Here is a 19,310-nt window from a genome sequence, read left to right on the forward strand (position 1 = left end):
ATAACATTGCAATCAATATTGGTGATTACGTACATTTTCAAGATAGCTTTAATGGTGAAAAAGGAAAGCTAGATATTGACTACTACGTACTACGTGAAAATATAGAGCGGGCAAAACCGCATTTCGAGGCAAATGTAAAACCGATGCTAAAAGCATTTGAATATTGGTTTGGCCCCTACCCTTTTTATGAAGACAGTTTCAAACTAATTGAAACATCTCATTTAGGGATGGAACATCAAAGTGGTATTGCGTATGGCAATCGTTTTTTAAATGGCTATCTGGGAAGAGATGGTTCTGGAACAGGATGGGGATTAAGTGGGACTTTATCATCATACATGAAGCCGGACATGAATGGTTTGGAAATAATATCACAGCATCGGATATTGCCGACATGTGGATTCATGAAAGTTTCACCAATTATTCAGAAGCACTTTATATCGATTACTATTTTGGTAAAAAAGCTGGGCAAGAATACATACATGGCAATCGAAGAGCGATTCAAAACAAAACACCGATTCAAGGACAATATCATGTTAATAATGAAGGGTCCGGAGACATGTATAATAAAGGTGGTGTACTGCATAACATGATTAGAACAATTATAGCAGACGATGATAAATGGCGATCTATTTTGAGAGGATTAAACGCTAAGTTTTACCATCAGCAGGTTGATTATGATGACATTGTCAATTTCATCAATCAAGAATCTGGTTTAAACTTCAACTCCATATTTGAGCAATATGTGAAGACAACTTTGATTCCTGTGTTATGTATTTCAGAGACAAAAGATGGAAAAGTTCAAGCGAAGTGGAAAAATACAGTCGAAAATTTTGAAATGCCGGTCTATATTGGTACCGCAGATAATAATTTAAAAGCAATTAATATCACGAACAACGACCAAACATTAAATATTCACAATCTAACCAAAGAAAATATAAAGATTGACACTTTTAATTACTACATTGACATACAGAAAAATTAATTTCTGCAGTAAAAACATAAGAAAATGCTTTAATTAACGTTTACTTGTTATCATCCTTAAAGCTCCGCAAAAGAGTTCTAAATTATCAATAAAAAAAATCAAGACTTACCTACAAAAACTAATAATTTTTAGTAGGTTTGCATATTCATAAAAAGTAGCTTAAAATACAGCAAATGGGTTTATTTAACTGGTTTACACAAGAAGTTGCCATCGATTTAGGTACCGCAAATACCTTAATTATCTATAATGACAAAGTAGTAGTTGATGAACCTTCTATTGTAGCCTTTGATCGTACGACAAACAAAGTAATTGCAATCGGACGTCAGGCAATGCAAATGGAAGGTAAGACACACGATAATATAAAAACAGTACGTCCTCTCCGTGATGGAGTTATTGCAGATTTTACTGCCGCAGAACATTTGATTCGTGGTATGGTAAAATTAGTAAATAATGGTAAAAGTTGGTTTTTCCCTTCTTTAAGAATGGTGGTTTGTATCCCTTCAGGAATCACTGAAGTAGAGAAGCGTGCCGTACGCGATTCTGCAGAAATTGCAGGAGCAAAAGAAGTGTATTTAATTCATGAGCCAATGGCTGCCGCAGTAGGTATCGGAATTGATGTCGAAGAACCAATGGGTAACATGATTATTGATATCGGTGGTGGAACAACAGAGATTGCAGTAATTGCACTTTCGGGTATTGTTTGCGACCAATCAATCCGTGTTGCAGGTGATAACTTCGACTCCGATATTGTACAGTATATCCGTAGACAGCACAACATCATGATCGGTGAGCGTACAGCTGAGAAAATTAAGATTGAAGTTGGTGCAGCTCTTCCAGAATTACAGGATCCACCTGAGGATTTCGCCGTTCAAGGCCGTGACCTCATGACAGGTATCCCAAAACAGATCACCGTTTCATATACAGAAATTGCACATTGTTTAGATAAATCGATTTCTAAAATTGAAGAAGCAATATTGAAAGCTTTAGAAATTACGCCTCCAGAGTTGTCTGCTGATATTTACCAAACTGGTATCTACTTAACAGGTGGTGGTGCTCTACTTAGAGGATTAGATCGCAGAATTCAAGCTAAAACTAAATTACCGGTACACATTGCAGAAGATCCTCTTCGTGCAGTAGTGCGCGGTACAGGCATAGCATTAAAGAATATTGGCAGATTTAAGTTCTTAATGCAATCATAATTGCCACAACTTAAAATTTTATATGCGATATAGTTGATTTTTCACTATATCGCTTCTTTATTAAATAGCAAAGTAATAATTATTAAACAATGAGAAACCTTTGGTTATTCCTTAGACGTTATAACGCTTTCTTTTGGTTTATCCTTTTTTTGGATTTTCTATGTTTCTGGTTGTTACTAACAATACCTTTCAGCGTGCTAGTGCATTAAACTCTTCCAACACGATAATTGGCAATATTTACCAAAAAGTGAATTCATGGAAAAGCTACCTGTCACTAACAGAAACAAATGATCAACTTGTAAAAGAAAATGCAAGTTTGAGAACGCAGTTAGAAAACTATTTGACGACCGATACAGTCGCCATGGCTAAAAGACCGGTTATTGATAGTAGTGAATTTGGACGTTATGAGTTTATTATTGCAAGCGTTACAAATAATAGCATTCACCAAAAAAGTAATTATCTCACCCTAAATAAAGGTTCTTTAGCTGGTATTGAAAAAGGAATGGGCGTAATTGCTCCAAATGGTGTGGTCGGTATTGTGCTCAACGTAACACCGCACTTTTCGACAGTTCAGTCTCTACTTCATCCCGACACAAAAATATCAGTAACATTAGCTAATACTGATGTATTTGGTTCTTTAGTTTGGGGCAGCAACGTAGACTACCGTTTTGCAATGGTCAAAGAAATCCCGAATCACGTAAAAGTTAAGACTGCGGAAAAAGTATTCACTTCAGGCTACTCTGGCCACTTTCCAAAAGGTATACTGGTAGGCGCAGTTGTGGAAACGGGAATATCTTCCGGAGACTCTTTTTTAGATTTAAGAATTCTCTTGAGTACTAATTTTTCAAACCTCCACCACGTATATGTTGTGAAAGACTTATTGGCAAAAGAATTAAAACAATTAGAAGAAACGAATCAGGATAATGGCTAGAATATTACTCTTTAATATCATTCGGTTTTTGGTACTTATTGCCATGCAGGTATTCTTGTTTAAAAATATCGGCTATTACAATCTAGCAAGTCCTTTTCCATACATTCTATTTATCTTTTTGCTTCCTACCGGAATGCCGAACTTTGTATTATTTACAGTTGGATTTTTAACCGGACTTTCGGTAGATGTATTTTATGATACACTTGGAGTCAATGCCGCTGCGTGTGTTGCATTAGCCGCCTATCGTGTATTTTTTATGAAAATTACAATTGAAAATGATATGGATACATTCATTACTCCAATTTTAGGTGAAATGAATTTTAAATGGTTCTTTTCATATACTTTTTCGGAACATTGATTCATCACTTTGTTCTTGTCACATTAGAAACATTCAGTTTCAAACAGTTTCAGTACACATTAGCGACTATTGGTTTAAGTTGTATCTTTACAATGGTTATCCTACTCATTTTTAGTTTTCTTTTCTATAAAAGAAAGAGTAGAATTTAGTAATTCCATCGCTTAAAAAGAGGATAAAAGAATTTATGAATAGTTTTTTTGCACGTAAATTTGTCATTCAAGGCATTATTATTAGTATTGCGTTATTAATAATAGCAAGACTATTTTATCTTCAGATTATAGATGACTCCTATATACATTCTGCAAACAGCAATGTCATGCGGAAAGTTATTGTATATCCCGCACGTGGTGTTATTTTAGATCGTACAGGTCAGGTATTAGTACAAAATGAACCTGTATATGACCTCATGGTTACGCCAAGAGAAGCAAAAGATATCGATACGGCTCTATTATGTCAATTGATTGAAATTGACAAAGAAGGTTTCATTAAACGCATGGATAAAGCCCGTGCACATTCCCCTTACCGTGCCTCCATCTTTGAAAAACAACTATCATCTCGAACGTATGCCCATTTACAAGAGTATTTGTATCGATTCAGAGGTTTCTATGTTCAAAATAGAACTGTACGAAATTATCCGGATAGTATCGCAGCACAGTTTCTGGGCTATGTAAATGAAGTTACAGAAAAAGATGTGGAGAAGTCGAACGGCTTTTATCGTCCAGGAGATTATATCGGACGAAGTGGTGTTGAGCGCTCTTATGAAGATCTATTAAGAGGAAAAAGAGGGGTTAAAAACCTCATGGTCGATGCCCTAAATAGACCTAAAGGTGTATTTATGGAAGGACGCTATGATACCTTGGCTGTTTCTGGGGAAGGTCTAGTATCTTCTTTAGACAAAGAACTTCAGATCTTGGGTGAAAAACTGATGAAAAACAAACTGGGATCTATTGTTGCCATTGAACCTTCCACAGGAGAAGTGCTTGCTTATGTAAGTAGCCCCAGTTATAATCCAAATGACATGGTCGGTCGTGAAACAGGTAATAATTATATGAAATTATTAAATGATGAGACCAAACCCTTATTTAATCGTCCAATTCAAGCATCTTATCCCCCTGGCTCTGTATTTAAGGTAGTTGCAGCCTTAACTGCTCAACAAGCTGGCGTTATTGATGAGAACACCTCTTTCTTTTGTCCACATGGTTATAGCTATGGTGGCGGAAGAGGTTTTATGCGATGTACCCATTACCATGGAGCAACATCTTTGATCAGATCCATTCAAGTCTCTTGTAATACCTATTATGGGTATACTTATGCCAAAATGATTGATTCAAGAGGCCTATCAGGACCGAAAGCGTACGATCTATGGTACGATGCAATTTCCAAATTTGGTATTGGTCATCGATTAGGAATTGATTTGCCTGGTGAAAATGCAGGCTTATTATATAAATCAGAACATTTCACTAAAAGTTACAGAAACGACAAATGGCGTTCATCTTTTAATATTTCATTATCCATTGGCCAGGGAGAAATGGGCGTTACTCCACTGCAGATGGCAAATATTATGGCCATTGTAGCAAATAGAGGTTTTTATTACCGTCCTCACCTTATTAAAGGTATCGGAGATAAAAAGATTGTGAAGAAAGAGTTTACCGAAAAAATATCAGCAGGGGTAGACGCTAAATATTATACTCCGGTAATAGAAGGATTAAGCAGAGCAGTAAATATGGGCGAAGGAACAGCCTTCGCAAATAGAATTGCTGGTATTGAAATGTGTGGAAAAACAGGAACAGCACAAAACCCACATGGTAAAGATCATGCTGTATTCTTTGCATTCGCTCCTAGGGATAATCCTAAAATTGCCATTGCCGTTTTTGTTGAAAATGCCGGTTATGGTGGTGTATGGGCTGGTCCCATTGCCAGTATGATGGTTGAAAAATATATCAAGGATACAATCACAATGCCGAAGCATATTCAAGATCGTATTTACAATGCTAATTTTATGCCTGCTCCAAAAGCAGACCCAAAGAAAGCAGATTTGAAGAAAACAACGGATTCAACTAAATCTAAAAAAGATACAACAAAAAACGTTAACCGTATTGCTGTAGTAATGCCAAAGGAAACAATTGTCCACCATAGTGCTGTAAGGAGAAATCATGAATAACCAAAAAAATAGTTTTTTCGGAAAGATAGACTGGTTAACCATTTCTTTATGGTTGGCTTTATGTTTGATCGGTTGGTTTAATATACATGCAGCTGTCTATGATCCAGAAAATCCTGGATTATTTAATATGGCAACAAATTATGGTAAACAGTCCATGTACATTGCTTCTGCATTAATTATAGGTATTACTATCTTAATTATAGACGCTAAGTTTTTCAGTTCCGCATCTCCCGTTATCTATGCTGTAGTTGTGCTATTATTAATAGCGGTCTTGGTTATTGGTCGAAATGTTGGTGGAAATCAGGCATGGATTCCTATTGGAAGTTTCAGGCTTCAACCATCTGAATTTGGAAAACTGGCAACCTGTCTCCTCTTGGCCAACTACCTCAGCTCTCAAAGCAACAAAAACCCAAATATGCATACTTTAGCCATCGGTGCTGGTATAGTATTATTCCCCGTATTCCTCGTAATGCTTCAGCCTGACACCGGTTCTGCTCTAGCTTTCTTTTCCCTCATCTTTGTATTCTATCGAGAAGGATATGTCAATAACAGCTTACTTATTTTCGGAGGACTCTGTATTGTCTTATTTGTTATGGCACTACTCGTAAATGCATGGATATTAATTGGCATACTCGCTTTAATTGCGGGCTTTTTCATGTGGACGTTTAGAAAAAAGCGGAAAAATTTAATTAATATAGGAATTCTTTTTGCCGCTTCGTCTGTATTCATATTATGTGTGGATCTTGTCTACAATCATGTTTTACAATCTCATCAAAGAAATCGTATTGATATCATCCTTGGGAAAATGGACGATCCACGAGGACAGGGTTACAATTTAAATCAATCTAAGATAGCAATTGGTTCTGGACAATTTTGGGGTAAAGGCTATCTTCAAGGTACACAGACCAAATACAATTTTGTTCCCGAGCAAAGTACAGATTTTATTTTCTGTACAGTGGGTGAAGAATGGGGATTTGTCGGCTCTACATTTTTAATAGCGATATACTTAACATTATTGCTCCGCATCATTCATATAGCAGAACGACAGCGATCTGCTTTTGCAAGAATTTATGCTTATGGAGTGGCTTCCATCCTATTTTTTCACTTCTTTATTAATATAGGAATGACAATAGGAATTGTACCTGTCATTGGTATTCCATTACCATTCATAAGTTATGGAGGATCTTCGTTATGGAGTTTCACCATTTTACTCTTCATCATGCTAAAATTTGATTCAAATAGAAAAGGAGTTGTTTAATACAACTCCTTTTCTATTTTTTAAAAACGTTCTAAAATCATTTTTATAGCACGATCTACGACTTTATCTGGCTCTGAACTAAAATGTCCCGCTACACGGCTGGCTAAAATAGCATTAATAGATAGCGCTTGATGACCAAACATACGGGATAAAGCATATATTCCAGCAGTCTCCATTTCTAAATTTGTTATTCTTAAACCATCTGATTTGAAGCTATTCGCCAATTGGATCAAATTAGGAAACGTATTTTCAGAACGCACATTCCTACCTTGAGGTGCATAAAAACCAGGGGCAGTCATCGTCACTCCTTTTGGCAAATCGTAAGCATATTGTGCTAATAAATTTTTACTGGCCTCCGCAACATAAGGCTTTAGATATAAATTCGGAAAAGCATCCCATACTGCTCTTTCCAAAGTTTTCTCATAAGCTGAATAGGGTTTTACATAATATTGCATCAGGCATCAAAGCCTACTCCAAATGAAGAAGCCAAAATCGTTCCCATTTCAATATCCGATTGAACAGCACCAGAAGTTCCGATTCGAATGATATTTAAACTTGTTAGCTTTGACTTTAATGCTTTTGATTCAAAATCAATATTCACGAGCGCATCCAATTCATTAAAGACAATATCAATATTATCCGTTCCAATGCCTGTTGATATAACAGAAATACGTTTATTACCAATATATCCTGTGTGTGTAATAAACTCCCTTTTTCCCTTCTGAAGTTCAATACGGTCAAAATACTGAGATACCTTTACTACACGGTCAGGATCCCCTACTGTGATAATGGTATCTGCAATATCTTCTGGCATTAAATTCAGATGATAAATACTCCCATCTTTATTCAATATTAATTCTGAATCATTTATCATATTGTCCGCAAATAAGAAAGTTTACAATTATCAATTTTATCAAAACGTGTAATGACCGAATTGACCTGCATTTTTCGTACTTCAATTTCCATATAGCATGTATTATCAAAAACTTGTTTACTGACAGTTATATTCTCTTCTTTAACCACGCGCATCACGTCGTTCATAGCTAAGTAATCAAATTCAATTTTATAGATATCATTGACAGTTTTCTCTACAATCTCTACGGCAGATAAAACCTCTTGAGTCGCCGTTTTATAAGCATTAATCAGACCTGGGACGCCTAATAAAGTTCCTCCAAAATAACGAACTACAACCACAATAATATTTGTTACATCTTGTGATAGTAATACATTTAAAATAGGCCGACCGGCCGTCCCCGAAGGCTCTCCATCATCATTCAGCCGATATACTGTTCGATCCGGACCAATTCGATATGCCCAGCAATGGTGTCTCGCTTTAGGATGTAGGGTTTTTAGATCTGCTATGATTTCCTTCAACTGATCTTCCGTAGTGAATGGGTAGGCATAGGAAATAAATTTACTTCCTTTATCACGAAATATTCCCTCTGCACTTTTTTCAATTGTACGATAAGTATCTTCAAATAAACTCACAAATATGTTATAATTAAAACTGATATAATAGAAAGTGCTAGCCCTAATTTATTGATAGCACTTAATTTTTCTTTAAATAATAAAACACCGACCAGAGCCCCTATTGAAATTACACCAATATTCATCCCTGTGAAAACAATAGAAGGATTATCTGGAATTGCTCGATGAGCTTTCATATAAAACAATATATTCCCAAAATTGAAAAAGCCCAATACAATGCCAAATCCGAAAGATTTAAAAGAAAATGACTGCTTTTCAATTGCTAAGAAATAAATCATAAATAGAAACGCCACAGCTATGGCCAATAAAAAAACAACAAACATAGCTGTAATATAAGGAACAGATTGATGAAGCGCTATTTGTTTAAAAAGAATGTCAATAACACCCATTCCAATAAAAACAATTAAAGGATACAGCAGGCTACCAATCTTATTGTTATTTTTAACATTCCCCTTTTGCCAACCAATGGAACAAATGATAGCAACTAAACCGACTAGAATACCAATTCCTTTATTCCAGGTAATGACTTCCGAAAAAAGTACAAAGGATGCCATTAAAGGAATAAACAGAGACAATCTTTGTGCAATCTCCGTTTTAACCAAACCTGTGTATTGAATTGTCAATGCAATAAAAATAAAAAGTGTTGGAAGTAAAATTGCCAAAGGAATATACAATTCCCAAGGCATTTGTCCAATCTGTATATCTCCGAGGTCTGGCTCTAAAACAAAATAAGTTAGTACTGCTGCTACAGGATAATTCCAGACAATAATTTGTTTGGTGCTTACCTGCTGTAGTTTTGCATACTTTAATAGCACTGCGACCGTAACACTACATAGAACACTTAATAAAACAAAAATCATAAACTTAAATAATTTCGAAAACCGTTTAAAGCTATTAAGGCCTTCTCCTTCAATTTTACGAAATATTCCCCGTATTTCACATTTAGAAGACCTAAAACTGATAAAAGCCAGTTGCTATCTTCAGATAGGAATTAGTGAATGGTATCAAAATTAGCTAGCAATTTTCCAGCGATACAGCTTACTCACTATCCAGCCTTAGTCATTGATGTAGTTTTTATGTTCCGTCATATGAGAAATATCTCCGATAACATAGACTTCTATTTATGCATAACTTAAATAGTGATCGTATGGCAAGCAACACACCTTGATATACCTAATCAACTCATTGCGGAGACTAAATGTTGAAAATTTTCAGCTTAATTTTCGATATATTCTAAACAAAAACACAAATAAACAACCAAATTAATGACATAAAATAGTGTTTTTAAAACAAAAATATAACATAAATAAACTTAAAAAAAACACAAAAATAAACTTAAAAAATAGACAAAATAAACTGATTTTTTTCATAAAAAAATAATCTATATTATAATTTATATGTATTTAAACAAAATAAACAAGGATATCGAATACAAAAAGTACATAAAAAATTACATAAAAAACAGCTAAAAAATAGCTATTTTCTTCATTAAAAAACACATAAAATTACGGCTAAAAAAATATTTAATTTTTATCTTGCATTTATAAAAAACATCTGTATATTTGAAATATCGAAACGAACAAATAATGAAAACGACGACTACATATTTTTTCAATTACTTTTATTTTAGACAATAAGAGCAGGGACGAATTTGTAATTATCACAAGATATTAAAAAGCAAAAGTTCCGATCAACAATCGGAACTTTTGCTTTTTCTAAGAACATATAAAACAAACAATGGGTTTAAAAATTGCAATACAGGGAGTAAAAGCTTCCTTTCATGAAGAAGCATCATTTAAGTACTTCGGTGAAGACATCGAAACGATAGAATGCGATACTTTTAAAAAAACCTGCGAATTATTAAAGCAGAAAAAAGTTGATTATGTTGTAATGGCTATTGAAAACTCAATTGCGGGAAGTATCTTACCCAATTATAATCTTTTGAGAGATTATAAATTCAACATTGTAGGTGAAATTGCCTTAAGCATTCATCAAAATTTATTGGCTTTACCAGGAGTTAAACTTGCTGATATAAAATTCATAGAATCGCATCAAATGGCCATTCGCCAATGCGAAGAGTTCTTGCAGGAATTACCAGATGTTAAAATATCAGAAAGTTCAGATACAGCGGCTTCAGCAGCAAAAGTGGCAAATCAAAAATTAACTGACACTGCTGCTATTGCAGGTACACTTGCTGCAAAAACGTATGGTCTCAATATATTAGAAGCAAAGATTGAAACTAACAAAAAAATAGTACGAGATTCTTAGTGTTATCCAATGATGTCGAAGAACAAGCAAGTGCAAATAAAGCTTCTTTATCCTTTCAAACAGGAAACTCGGTAGGTTCTTTAGCTTCGATTTTACAATGCTTTGCTGATCAAAATATTAACCTAAGTAAAATCCAATCTATGCCTGTCATAGGAAAAAGAAATGAATATGATTTTTTCGTTGATGTGGAATGGAAAAAGCAATCAGATTATGACGCTGCTATTCGTAAAGTATTAAAACACAGCATCAATTTTAATATTATGGGTGAATATGTAAAAAATGACCGCATATAAGTTCTAATAAATAAAAAGTAAAAAATAAAACTCACAATAGATATTGAAATCATCATGGCCTAAAGCGCTCGAAAAGTAACGAAAAATGATCATGATAACTTCATAACCACTAAAAAAATAAAATTACATAATAATGAAAAACACATTAGATATCGTCCCTTTAAAATCTTGGTTAGATACAGGAGACAAGCCTTTAATTATAGCAGGACCTTGTAGTGCTGAAACAGAAGATCAATTGGTTTCAACAGCGCATTTATTAGCAAATACTGGTAAAGTAAACATCTTACGTGCAGGTATATGGAAACCACGTACTCGTCCAGGAGAATTTGAAGGTATTGGTTCTATTGGTTTAGAATGGTTGAAAAGAGCAAAAGCAGAGACAGGATTATTGACAGCGACAGAGGTTGCAACAGCGAAGCATGTTGAAGAAGCATTAGCTGCTGGCGTAGATGTGTTATGGATTGGAGCGCGCTCTACTGCAAACCCATTTACTGTGCAAGAAATTGCTGATGCATTAGTTGGAGTAGATATCCCTGTATTCGTTAAAAACCCGGTAAACCCTGATTTATCATTATGGTTTGGTGCTTTAGAGCGTATTAACCGTGCGGGAATCAAAAGATTAGGAGCTATTCATAGAGGTTTCTCTTCTTACGAAAAATCAGCTTTCCGTAACGAACCAATGTGGGATCTTGCGATTCAATTAAAATCATTATGTCCTGATTTGCCAATTATCAACGATCCAAGCCATATCTGTGGTAACCGTGAATTGTTGCCGTACATTTCTCAAAAAGCAATGGATATGGATTTACAAGGATTGATCATTGAATCACATATTGACCCTTCAGTTGCTTGGACTGATGCAAAACAACAAGTTACTCCAGCGGCTTTGGCTGATTTAATTGATCACTTAAACTTACGTAAAGCAGACTCAGATAATCAAGCTTTTGAAGATAAATTAGCAGAATTACGTACAAGCATCGATAAATTAGATGATCTAATTATTCAAAAAATTGGTGAACGTATGAAAATTGCTGAAAAAATTGGCGAATACAAGCGTGATAATAGTGTCACAATCTTACAAGTTAACCGTTGGGACGAAATCGTTCAAAAACGCACGCAGCTCGCTGAAGCATTAACTTTGAGCAATGATTTTGCAGTTAAATTCTTAGAATTAATTCATAATGAATCAATTCGTAAACAGAATGCAATCATGAATACTCAACCTACTGCGGAGGCATAATGAGTCAACAGGTGATTACACTTACTCACCCATCTAAAAGTATTAATGGTACGGTTCAACTTACTGGTTCAAAATCAGAAAGCAACCGTGCCCTTATTATTCAAGCATTGGGAAAAGAGAAAGTACAAATAGAAAATCTTTCGCAAGCTTTTGATACAGTTACACTAAAGAAGGCTCTTCTGCTAGCTACCAATACGCAATCTGAACTAACCAAAATTGATATTGGACCGCAGGGACCGCAATGCGTTTTTTAACAGCCTATCTTAATCTGATTAAAGGAAATTTCATTCTAACCGGTTCAGAACGTATGCAACAAAGACCTATCGGTATTTTAGTTGACGCGCTCAAGACTATCGGAGCTGATATTCATTACGAAGCAAAATCTGGCTTCCCACCTCTTCATATAGAAGGTGGCATGATTCAGAGTAAGGATAAAATTTCAATTAAGGGAAATATTAGCAGTCAATATATTTCAGCTCTATTGCTCATTGCGGCATCCTTAAAAAAAGGTTTAACACTTGAAATTGAAGGCGAACTTACTTCACGACCTTATGTCACCATGACGTTGAATATGTTGAAAGAAGTTGGTATTCAATACGAATGGTTGCATAATACCATTCATATTCCAAATCAAGAAACAAAGGAAGCAACGATTTATGTCGAACCTGATTGGAGCGCGGCGTCTTATTGGTATGCCATAGTAGCACTTTCTAATTCAGGATCGATCATACTTCCCGGATTGAAAAAAAGTAGTCTACAAGGTGATATAGCAATTGTTGAAATTATGAGCCACTTTGGTGTTGCCTCAGCTTTTGAACAAGATGGTTTACACCTTACAAAAATAAGTGAGCCTTCTGGGAAAACATTTTTTGACATGAAAGAATGCCCAGATTTAGCACAGACAGTAGTAGTTATAGCGGCTGCATTAAGACGCGATATATCACTTACAGGTTTAGAAACATTGAAAATTAAAGAAACAGATCGAATTTTAGCTTTAAAAACAGAAATTGCTAAATTCGGAGCAAAATTGATCGAAGATGGAACCACTTATCATATCAAAACTGATGAAGTCTTCGAACCAACAGCTGTTTCTTTCGCCACATATGAAGATCATAGAATGGCAATGGCATTTGCCCCACTTGCATTAATATTCAAAAGTATTAATATTGAGGAACCACAGGTTGTCGAAAAATCTTATCCAGACTTCTGGAAACATTTAGCTGAGCACAAATTTATTATTACTTAGCAAAAAATACCGCAATAATGCTCCTATTATTGCGGTTTTACCTATATTTATAGAAATTATATTAAATCATGGCAGGAAATTCATTTGGCGATTTATTTAGAATTAGCACTTTTGGGGAATCTCACGGAAAAGCGATTGGTGTTATTTTAGATGGCTGTCCTCCAAATATAGCTATTGATGAGGACTTTATCCAATCAGAACTTGATAAACGTAAGCCCGGTCAATCAAAAATAACCACACAACGCAAAGAAAGTGATACAGCACAAATTCTTTCTGGCGTATTTGAGGGCAAGTCTACAGGAACACCTATTGCCATACTTATCCCAAACGAAGATCAAAGATCGAAAGATTACTCACATATAAAAGATATCTTTAGACCATCACACGCAGACTATACATATCATATGAAATATGGTCATCGTGATTATCGAGGTGGAGGTCGCTCATCGGCTAGAGAAACTGCAGCTAGAGTTGCCGCAGGAGCAATTGCCAAATCCTTTTTAAAACAACATGGAATAGAAATATTTGCGCACGTATCAGGTGTTGGCAAAATTGAATCTCCAAATTTAGATACAAAAGATTTAGAAGCATTGTTAGATTTGAGAGAATCTAATATTGCACGATGTGCTGATCCTGCTACAGCGAATGAAATGATTGAATTCATTGATGCTGTTCGTAAATCAGGTGATACTGTAGGAGGACGCATTTCAACTATTATTAGAAATGTACCAGTCGGATTGGGTGAACCTGTTTTTGACAAATTACATGCGGATCTAGCTAAGGCAATGATGAGCATCAATGCCGTACACGGTTTCGAATATGGATCAGGATTTGCTGGCTCTGAATTACTAGGTTCACAGCATAACGATCTTTTTGTATCTGAAGAACATGATATCCATCGTACTAAAACCCATACCAATTTCTCTGGAGGAATACAAGGTGGTATTTCAAATGGTATGGACATCACATTTAAAACAGCTTTCAAGCCTGTTGCTACTATTATGAGAGATCAACAGACAATTGATTCAAATGGTAATGAAGCTACAGTTCAAGGAAAAGGAAGACATGATCCTTGTGTAGTTTCCCGAGCTGTTATTATTGTTGAGGCAATGGCTGCATTAGTTATTGCTGATCATTTATTAAAACAATCTAGTTACAAAAATGTCAGATAAAAGTGAATTCATTTTAGGAGTGGATATCGGCGGCACACATATTAGCGCCGCTATAGTAAATAAATTAGATTGGAAAATTATTCCGAATAACGTGGTGAGAAACCACGTTTTTTCGCAAGAAAATGCTAAATCGATTTTCCTTACTTGGGCAAACACAATTAACAGTTGCGTAGAAGCTGCTGGATCTATGGTAAAACACATTGGAATAGCAATGCCTGGCCCTTTCGATTATGAAAATGGTGTGTCTATGATGACTGGACAAAGCAAATATGATGACCTATATAAAATGAATGTCAAAACCCCGTTGGCAACATTAATAGGAATTCCAGAACAAAATATTCATTTCATTAACGATGCCGCGGCTTTTTTGCAAGGAGAGGTTTTTGCTCAACATCTGAATACAAAAGAAAGAATTTTAGGAATCACTTTAGGTACAGGTCTCGGTTCAGCAGTCTGGAACAAAGGAGAAAAATCTTTCGATGCCGATCTTTGGAACACACCATATAAAGATTTAATTTTTGAAGAGTTTTTAGTAACCAGATGGTTTATAAAACGGTTTAAGGAACTTACAGATATTGAAGTAACGGGACTTAAACAAATTATCAATGAGCATCAACAAAACCCTGCCTTTAGCATATTATGTGAGGAATATAGCATCCATTTATTGGATTTTCTTGATTTCTTCAGTAAAAAATATAATTGTATAGACTTTGTAATCGGAGGAAATATTGCAAAAGCACTACCTATACTATTGGGTCAAAAGAAAAATCAAGTAGAAGCATATAATATAAAAACTGCAATTCTAGGAGAAGAGGCGGCAATTATTGGTGCTGCCGCTCAATTCTCATAAAAGTATCTATCCCTCACTGACTAAAATAGTGAGGGATATTTATCCGGATTACCTTCGTTCATCATTTCAAAGACAGTTTCCACAATATCATCGCTCGAAGGTTTTGTGAAATAATCACCATCAGAGCCATAAGGAGGCCTATGTGCTTTAGCACTCAACGTTCTAGGCTGACTATCTAATAAATAATAACCATTTTGATCCTCTAATATTTGCTGCATTATAAATGCCGATGCACCACCAGGGACATCCTCATCCACAACCAATAATTTATTCGTCTTTTTTAACGATTCAGCACATAAATGAGCTTTATCAAAAGGCTGTAAAGTTTGAGCATCAATAATTTCAACACTGATGCCCAATCGATCCAGTTCCATCGCAGCCTCTTCGACCACACGTAAAGTAGAACCATATGAAACAACAGTAATATCAGCACCTACTCTAATGCACTCAGCATAACCAATCGGGATCGTAAAGTCACCAATATTATCTGGTAAACGTTCTTTTAAACGATAACCATTTAAACACTCGATCACAAGAGCAGGCTCATCGGATCTAAACAAAGTATTATACATTCCAGCAGCTTGAGTCATATTACGAGGAACACAAATATGCAGCCCCCTTAAAGTCCCCAAGATCATAGACATTGGGGAACCCGAATGCCAGATACCCTCTAAACGATGACCACGAGTACGAATAATAACAGGCGCTTTCTGTCCCCCAAACGTACGATAACTCAAACTCGCCAAGTCATCACTCGCCACCGTAATACCATAAAGAAGATAATCTAAATATTGAATTTCAGCAATAGGCTTAAGTCCCCTAATAGCCAATCCAATTCCTTTCCCTATAATAGAATTCTCTCTAATTCCAGTATCAAATACTCTATGTTCTCCAAACTTCTCTTGTAGACCAGCAAACCCTTGATTTACATCACCAATTTTACCAACATCCTCACCAAATGCTAACAAGCGCTCATCTCGACGGAAATTCTCTTCGAAGCATAAGTTAAGAACTTCCCGGCCGTCAATAAATTTAGCATCATCAGAATATTGAGGGGCGATAACTTGGACATTTTCCGGACCATCAACTCCTGTGGTAAATAATTTCGAATTATATCGGGATTCATTTACCCCTTGTTGAAGTTTATACCAAGCCAATAAAGCACCTTTACCTTCAATATCCTTCCCTTTCAGTTCACGAATAATCTTGCGGACAGTACTATAAACCTCCTTCAAAGAAGGTTCAGTTAAAGATTGCAATTGTTTTAAAGGTAATTCGACCAGTTCGTCATCAATTTGACTTAAAAGTCCAATAGCCTGTGAAGCATCAACAGCTAAAGCTTTATTATAATCAGACCAGGCACGTCTCTGCTCCTTCCTCACGAAATCCTTCGCTTCTTCATCAATTAAATTCAACTGCTCAGCAGTTGCAATATCCGAATCAATCAACCATTGATGCATTTTAGCAATACAATCATGCTCAAGCTCCCAGTTTAAACGCTCTTTCGACTTATAACGTTCATGAGAACCAGAAGAAGAATGCCCCTGTGGTTGAGTCAACTCGATAACATGAACAATACAAGGCGTATGGTGCTCCCTAGCATATTTTGCAGCTCGCTCATAAGCCTGACAAAGTCCTGGGTAATCCCAGCCTTTTACTTTAAATATCTCAAAACCGTTAGATCCATCTTCCTTCTGAAATCCTTTCAAAACTTCGGAGATATCCCCTTTAGTCGTTTGCACCTCATTCGGAACCGAGATTCCATAACCGTCATCCCATATCGAAATAACAACAGGAATCTGTTTAACACCTACAGCATTGACAACTTCGAAAAATACTCCCTCTGAAGTTGACGCATTACCTACAGAACAAAAGACAACCTCATTACCCCCATTAGAAAAATACTTTAAATAAGATAAATTCGGATTCTCACGATACAGTTTTGAAGCTAGGCCAAGACCTAAGATACGAGCCATTTGCCCGCCAGTAGTCGAAATATCTGAGAAAGTATTCTTTTGCTTCGTTTGGTCCAACCAATTACCTTCCTCATCAATAACACGGACTGAAAAATGACAATTCATTTGACGCCCCGCAGAAGAAGGATCATACTCAACATCAGGATGAGCATATAATTGCGAAAAAAAATGATAAATTGAGGTCATTCCACTTGCAAAGGCCAAGGTTTGGTCCCTATAATATCCGGAACGCCAATCACCCTTTTGAAATACTTTAGACACTGCAATCTGCGCCAGTTCCTTCCCATCTCCAAAAATTCCAAATTTTGCTTTTCCTGTTAAGACTTCCTTACGTCCCAATAGACTAACATATCTGCTCTCTACTGCAACCCTATAATCTTCAACAATGATCTTTCTAAAGTCATCAAAACTTAATTTCGAATTTAAATCACTGCCTTGGTCTAATGTGGTTTCCAACATATTATATTTTCAGTTTCCAACAAATTTAATAAAAATAATATTCTAAAATAATCATTATTAACATTTATAAATAATTGGAGATAGCTATTTAAACAATATAAATAATTGCTTAACGGAATTAGCACTTACAATTAGCTTATAGCTACTCTACTAAAGAATATTATCAATTAGTCACTAAATCTTATCTTTGGTAAAATAAAACATCAAAACTTTGAAATTTCAAGATCTTAATATTCATTCAAGTCTTTTATCCATCTTAGAGCAATCAGGATTCACAATCCTGACATCCGTTCAAGAACTTGTGATTCCTCATATACTAAATAAAAAAGATCTTATTGCGATTGCTCCTACAGGAACAGGAAAAACCGAAGCGTTTACAATACCCATCTTACATCGCTATTTCACACAAGAAATTACATTACAGGAGCAGACACTTATATTAAATCCTACAAGAGAATTAGCGTTGCAAACACAAAGCCGTATAAATAAGCTCATTCAAAGCTACCCCGTTACAACCATCACACTTGTTGGAGGACAGGCTTATGATATGCAGCTAGCAGGACTATTGCAAAGTCCTACTATACTTATAGCGACCCCTGGCCGTATCTTAGATCTTATTGACCAAGGGAAAATTACATGTAATACTATTAAAACGCTGGTTATAGATGAGTTTGATCAGTTATTACAGCTAGGTTTTATTAAAGAAGTAAATCAAATTTTAAAGCATTTACCAAATAAAAAACAAAGCCTTTACTTTTCAGCTACACTTCCTAAAGATATTTTGAAAATTGTGAATAAAACGTTGAAAAATCCAATTAAAATTGAAATAGAAAAGGAAGTGAAGAAATGCACGATCGAAGAAAGTGTATTTTATGTAGACAGAACCAATAAAAAATCTGATCAAGTACTTAATCGAGTTAAACCCGGAAGAACAGATACTGATCTTTAGCAGAACAACACATGCAGTAGATCGTATCGTAGCGGATTTAAAAAAAGAAGGAATTGTCGCCGAAGGGCTTTACGCAGATAAAGCGCAGAAAAATAGAACGCAACTATTAACGGCTTTTAAATCAAAAGAAATTCAGATACTTGTTGCCACAGACCTACTGGCTAGAGGAGTAGATATCGAAAACCTTCCCATAGTAATAAATTACGAAGTCCCGGATAGTGATTCCTTATACACGCATAGAATTGGGAGAACAGGAAGAAGTATGACAACAGGTAAAGCTTATACCTTTTGCGACGCACAAGACAATAACAAGTGGATCCAATTACAATTATCATTAAATAGACAAATAAAAATAAACGACCAGCACCCTTATATATTAACCTGGGAACAAATGATTTCCACAAGTCAAGTCAAAACAGCTAAGAAGAAAAAAAATAAGGAATCGAAATTGTTGCACATCCTTATATCCCATTCCTAATA

The 19,310-nt window shown here is 35.5% G+C and carries 20 protein-coding genes; 15 read left to right on the forward strand and 5 right to left on the reverse strand.

The genetic code is table 11. From position 1 onward, the window contains the following. Positions 1-304: 304 nt before the first annotated feature. The 6 genes from L950_RS31620 to rodA all read left to right on the forward strand — a co-directional run bounded on the left by L950_RS31620 (position 305) and on the right by rodA (position 6,889). A complete protein-coding gene (locus L950_RS31620) occupies positions 305-982 on the forward strand; it encodes a M1 family metallopeptidase (RefSeq protein ID WP_231576783.1) in 678 nt (225 codons plus the stop codon). Between the two features lie 173 nt (positions 983-1,155). Next, positions 1,156-2,181: a rod shape-determining protein gene (locus L950_RS02065; protein ID WP_021191193.1), complete on the forward strand. Its 1,026-nt coding sequence runs from the start codon at positions 1,156-1,158 to the stop codon at positions 2,179-2,181. Positions 2,182-2,314: 133 nt separating this feature from the next. Next, positions 2,315-3,112: a rod shape-determining protein MreC gene (mreC, locus tag L950_RS02070; protein WP_231576784.1), complete on the forward strand. Its 798-nt coding sequence runs from the start codon at positions 2,315-2,317 to the stop codon at positions 3,110-3,112. Further along, positions 3,105-3,470 carry a hypothetical protein gene (locus L950_RS02075; protein WP_021191195.1) on the forward strand — a complete coding sequence of 122 codons (366 nt, stop codon included), beginning with the start codon at positions 3,105-3,107 and terminating at the stop codon, positions 3,468-3,470. Before mreC ends, L950_RS02075 begins: the two co-directional genes overlap by 8 nt. Before the next feature lie 184 nt (positions 3,471-3,654). Continuing rightward, a complete protein-coding gene (mrdA, locus tag L950_RS02080) occupies positions 3,655-5,631 on the forward strand; it encodes a penicillin-binding protein 2 (protein WP_021191196.1) in 1,977 nt (658 codons plus the stop codon). Continuing rightward, the gene (gene rodA, locus L950_RS02085) at positions 5,624-6,889 is read left to right on the forward strand and encodes a rod shape-determining protein RodA (protein WP_021191197.1); all 1,266 of its coding nucleotides are present in this window, start codon (positions 5,624-5,626) and stop codon (positions 6,887-6,889) included. The genes mrdA and rodA overlap by 8 nt, the downstream gene beginning before the upstream one ends. A 20-nt stretch (positions 6,890-6,909) precedes the next feature. Here rodA and L950_RS36180 read toward each other — a convergent pair whose 3' ends face one another. From L950_RS36180 to L950_RS02100, 4 genes are read right to left on the reverse strand one after another with little or no spacing between them, the layout of a single operon-like run. Next, positions 6,910-7,302 carry a hypothetical protein gene (locus tag L950_RS36180; protein ID WP_316930505.1) on the reverse strand — a complete coding sequence of 131 codons (393 nt, stop codon included), beginning with the start codon at positions 7,300-7,302 and terminating at the stop codon, positions 6,910-6,912. 41 nt (positions 7,303-7,343) lie between these two features. After that, on the reverse strand, positions 7,344-7,763 hold the full coding sequence (locus tag L950_RS36185) for a hypothetical protein (protein WP_316930506.1): 420 nt from the start codon (positions 7,761-7,763) through the stop codon (positions 7,344-7,346). Then, positions 7,760-8,377, reverse strand: coding sequence for a YigZ family protein (locus L950_RS02095; protein ID WP_021191198.1), 618 nt, complete (start codon positions 8,375-8,377; stop codon positions 7,760-7,762). Before L950_RS02095 ends, L950_RS36185 begins: the two co-directional genes overlap by 4 nt. Beyond that, entirely contained in the window at positions 8,374-9,237 is an 864-nt protein-coding gene (locus L950_RS02100) for a hypothetical protein (protein ID WP_021191199.1), read from the reverse strand. Before L950_RS02100 ends, L950_RS02095 begins: the two co-directional genes overlap by 4 nt. Before the next feature lie 877 nt (positions 9,238-10,114). Between L950_RS02100 and L950_RS36190 the strand changes: the two genes are divergently transcribed. The 7 genes from L950_RS36190 to L950_RS02125 all read left to right on the forward strand — a co-directional run bounded on the left by L950_RS36190 (position 10,115) and on the right by L950_RS02125 (position 15,446). Beyond that, entirely contained in the window at positions 10,115-10,645 is a 531-nt protein-coding gene (locus L950_RS36190) for a prephenate dehydratase domain-containing protein (protein WP_316930507.1), read from the forward strand. Further along, a complete protein-coding gene (locus L950_RS36195; RefSeq protein WP_316930508.1) occupies positions 10,645-10,938 on the forward strand; it encodes a hypothetical protein in 294 nt (97 codons plus the stop codon). Before L950_RS36190 ends, L950_RS36195 begins: the two co-directional genes overlap by 1 nt. A 133-nt stretch (positions 10,939-11,071) precedes the next feature. After that, complete coding sequence (locus tag L950_RS02110; RefSeq protein ID WP_021191200.1) at positions 11,072-12,178, forward strand: chorismate mutase; 1,107 nt, start codon at positions 11,072-11,074, stop codon at positions 12,176-12,178. Between the two features lie 11 nt (positions 12,179-12,189). After that, a complete protein-coding gene (locus L950_RS36200) occupies positions 12,190-12,432 on the forward strand; it encodes a hypothetical protein (RefSeq protein WP_316930509.1) in 243 nt (80 codons plus the stop codon). Continuing rightward, the gene (locus tag L950_RS02115; protein ID WP_316930510.1) at positions 12,420-13,424 is read left to right on the forward strand and encodes a 3-phosphoshikimate 1-carboxyvinyltransferase; all 1,005 of its coding nucleotides are present in this window, start codon (positions 12,420-12,422) and stop codon (positions 13,422-13,424) included. The genes L950_RS36200 and L950_RS02115 overlap by 13 nt, the downstream gene beginning before the upstream one ends. Positions 13,425-13,492: 68 nt before the next feature. Continuing rightward, complete coding sequence (aroC, locus tag L950_RS02120; RefSeq protein WP_021191201.1) at positions 13,493-14,596, forward strand: chorismate synthase; 1,104 nt, start codon at positions 13,493-13,495, stop codon at positions 14,594-14,596. Then, complete coding sequence (locus L950_RS02125) at positions 14,586-15,446, forward strand: ROK family protein (RefSeq protein ID WP_021191202.1); 861 nt, start codon at positions 14,586-14,588, stop codon at positions 15,444-15,446. Before aroC ends, L950_RS02125 begins: the two co-directional genes overlap by 11 nt. A 20-nt stretch (positions 15,447-15,466) precedes the next feature. Here the strand turns inward: L950_RS02125 and L950_RS02130 are convergent, their stop codons facing one another. Continuing rightward, complete coding sequence (locus L950_RS02130) at positions 15,467-17,881, reverse strand: thiamine pyrophosphate-dependent enzyme (protein WP_021191203.1); 2,415 nt, start codon at positions 17,879-17,881, stop codon at positions 15,467-15,469. Positions 17,882-18,092: 211 nt separating this feature from the next. Between L950_RS02130 and L950_RS25665 the strand changes: the two genes are divergently transcribed. Together L950_RS25665 and L950_RS37010 are read left to right on the forward strand one after the other, a co-directional pair. Continuing rightward, positions 18,093-18,830, forward strand: coding sequence for a DEAD/DEAH box helicase (locus tag L950_RS25665; RefSeq protein ID WP_021191204.1), 738 nt, complete (start codon positions 18,093-18,095; stop codon positions 18,828-18,830). Then, positions 18,823-19,308, forward strand: a complete 486-nt coding sequence (locus tag L950_RS37010; RefSeq protein ID WP_410528079.1) for a helicase-related protein — start codon at positions 18,823-18,825, stop codon at positions 19,306-19,308. Before L950_RS25665 ends, L950_RS37010 begins: the two co-directional genes overlap by 8 nt. Positions 19,309-19,310 lie beyond the last annotated feature (2 nt).

The sequence above is a fragment of the Sphingobacterium sp. IITKGP-BTPF85 genome, assembly GCF_001006065.1.
GTDB lineage: Bacteria > Bacteroidota > Bacteroidia > Sphingobacteriales > Sphingobacteriaceae > Sphingobacterium > Sphingobacterium anhuiense.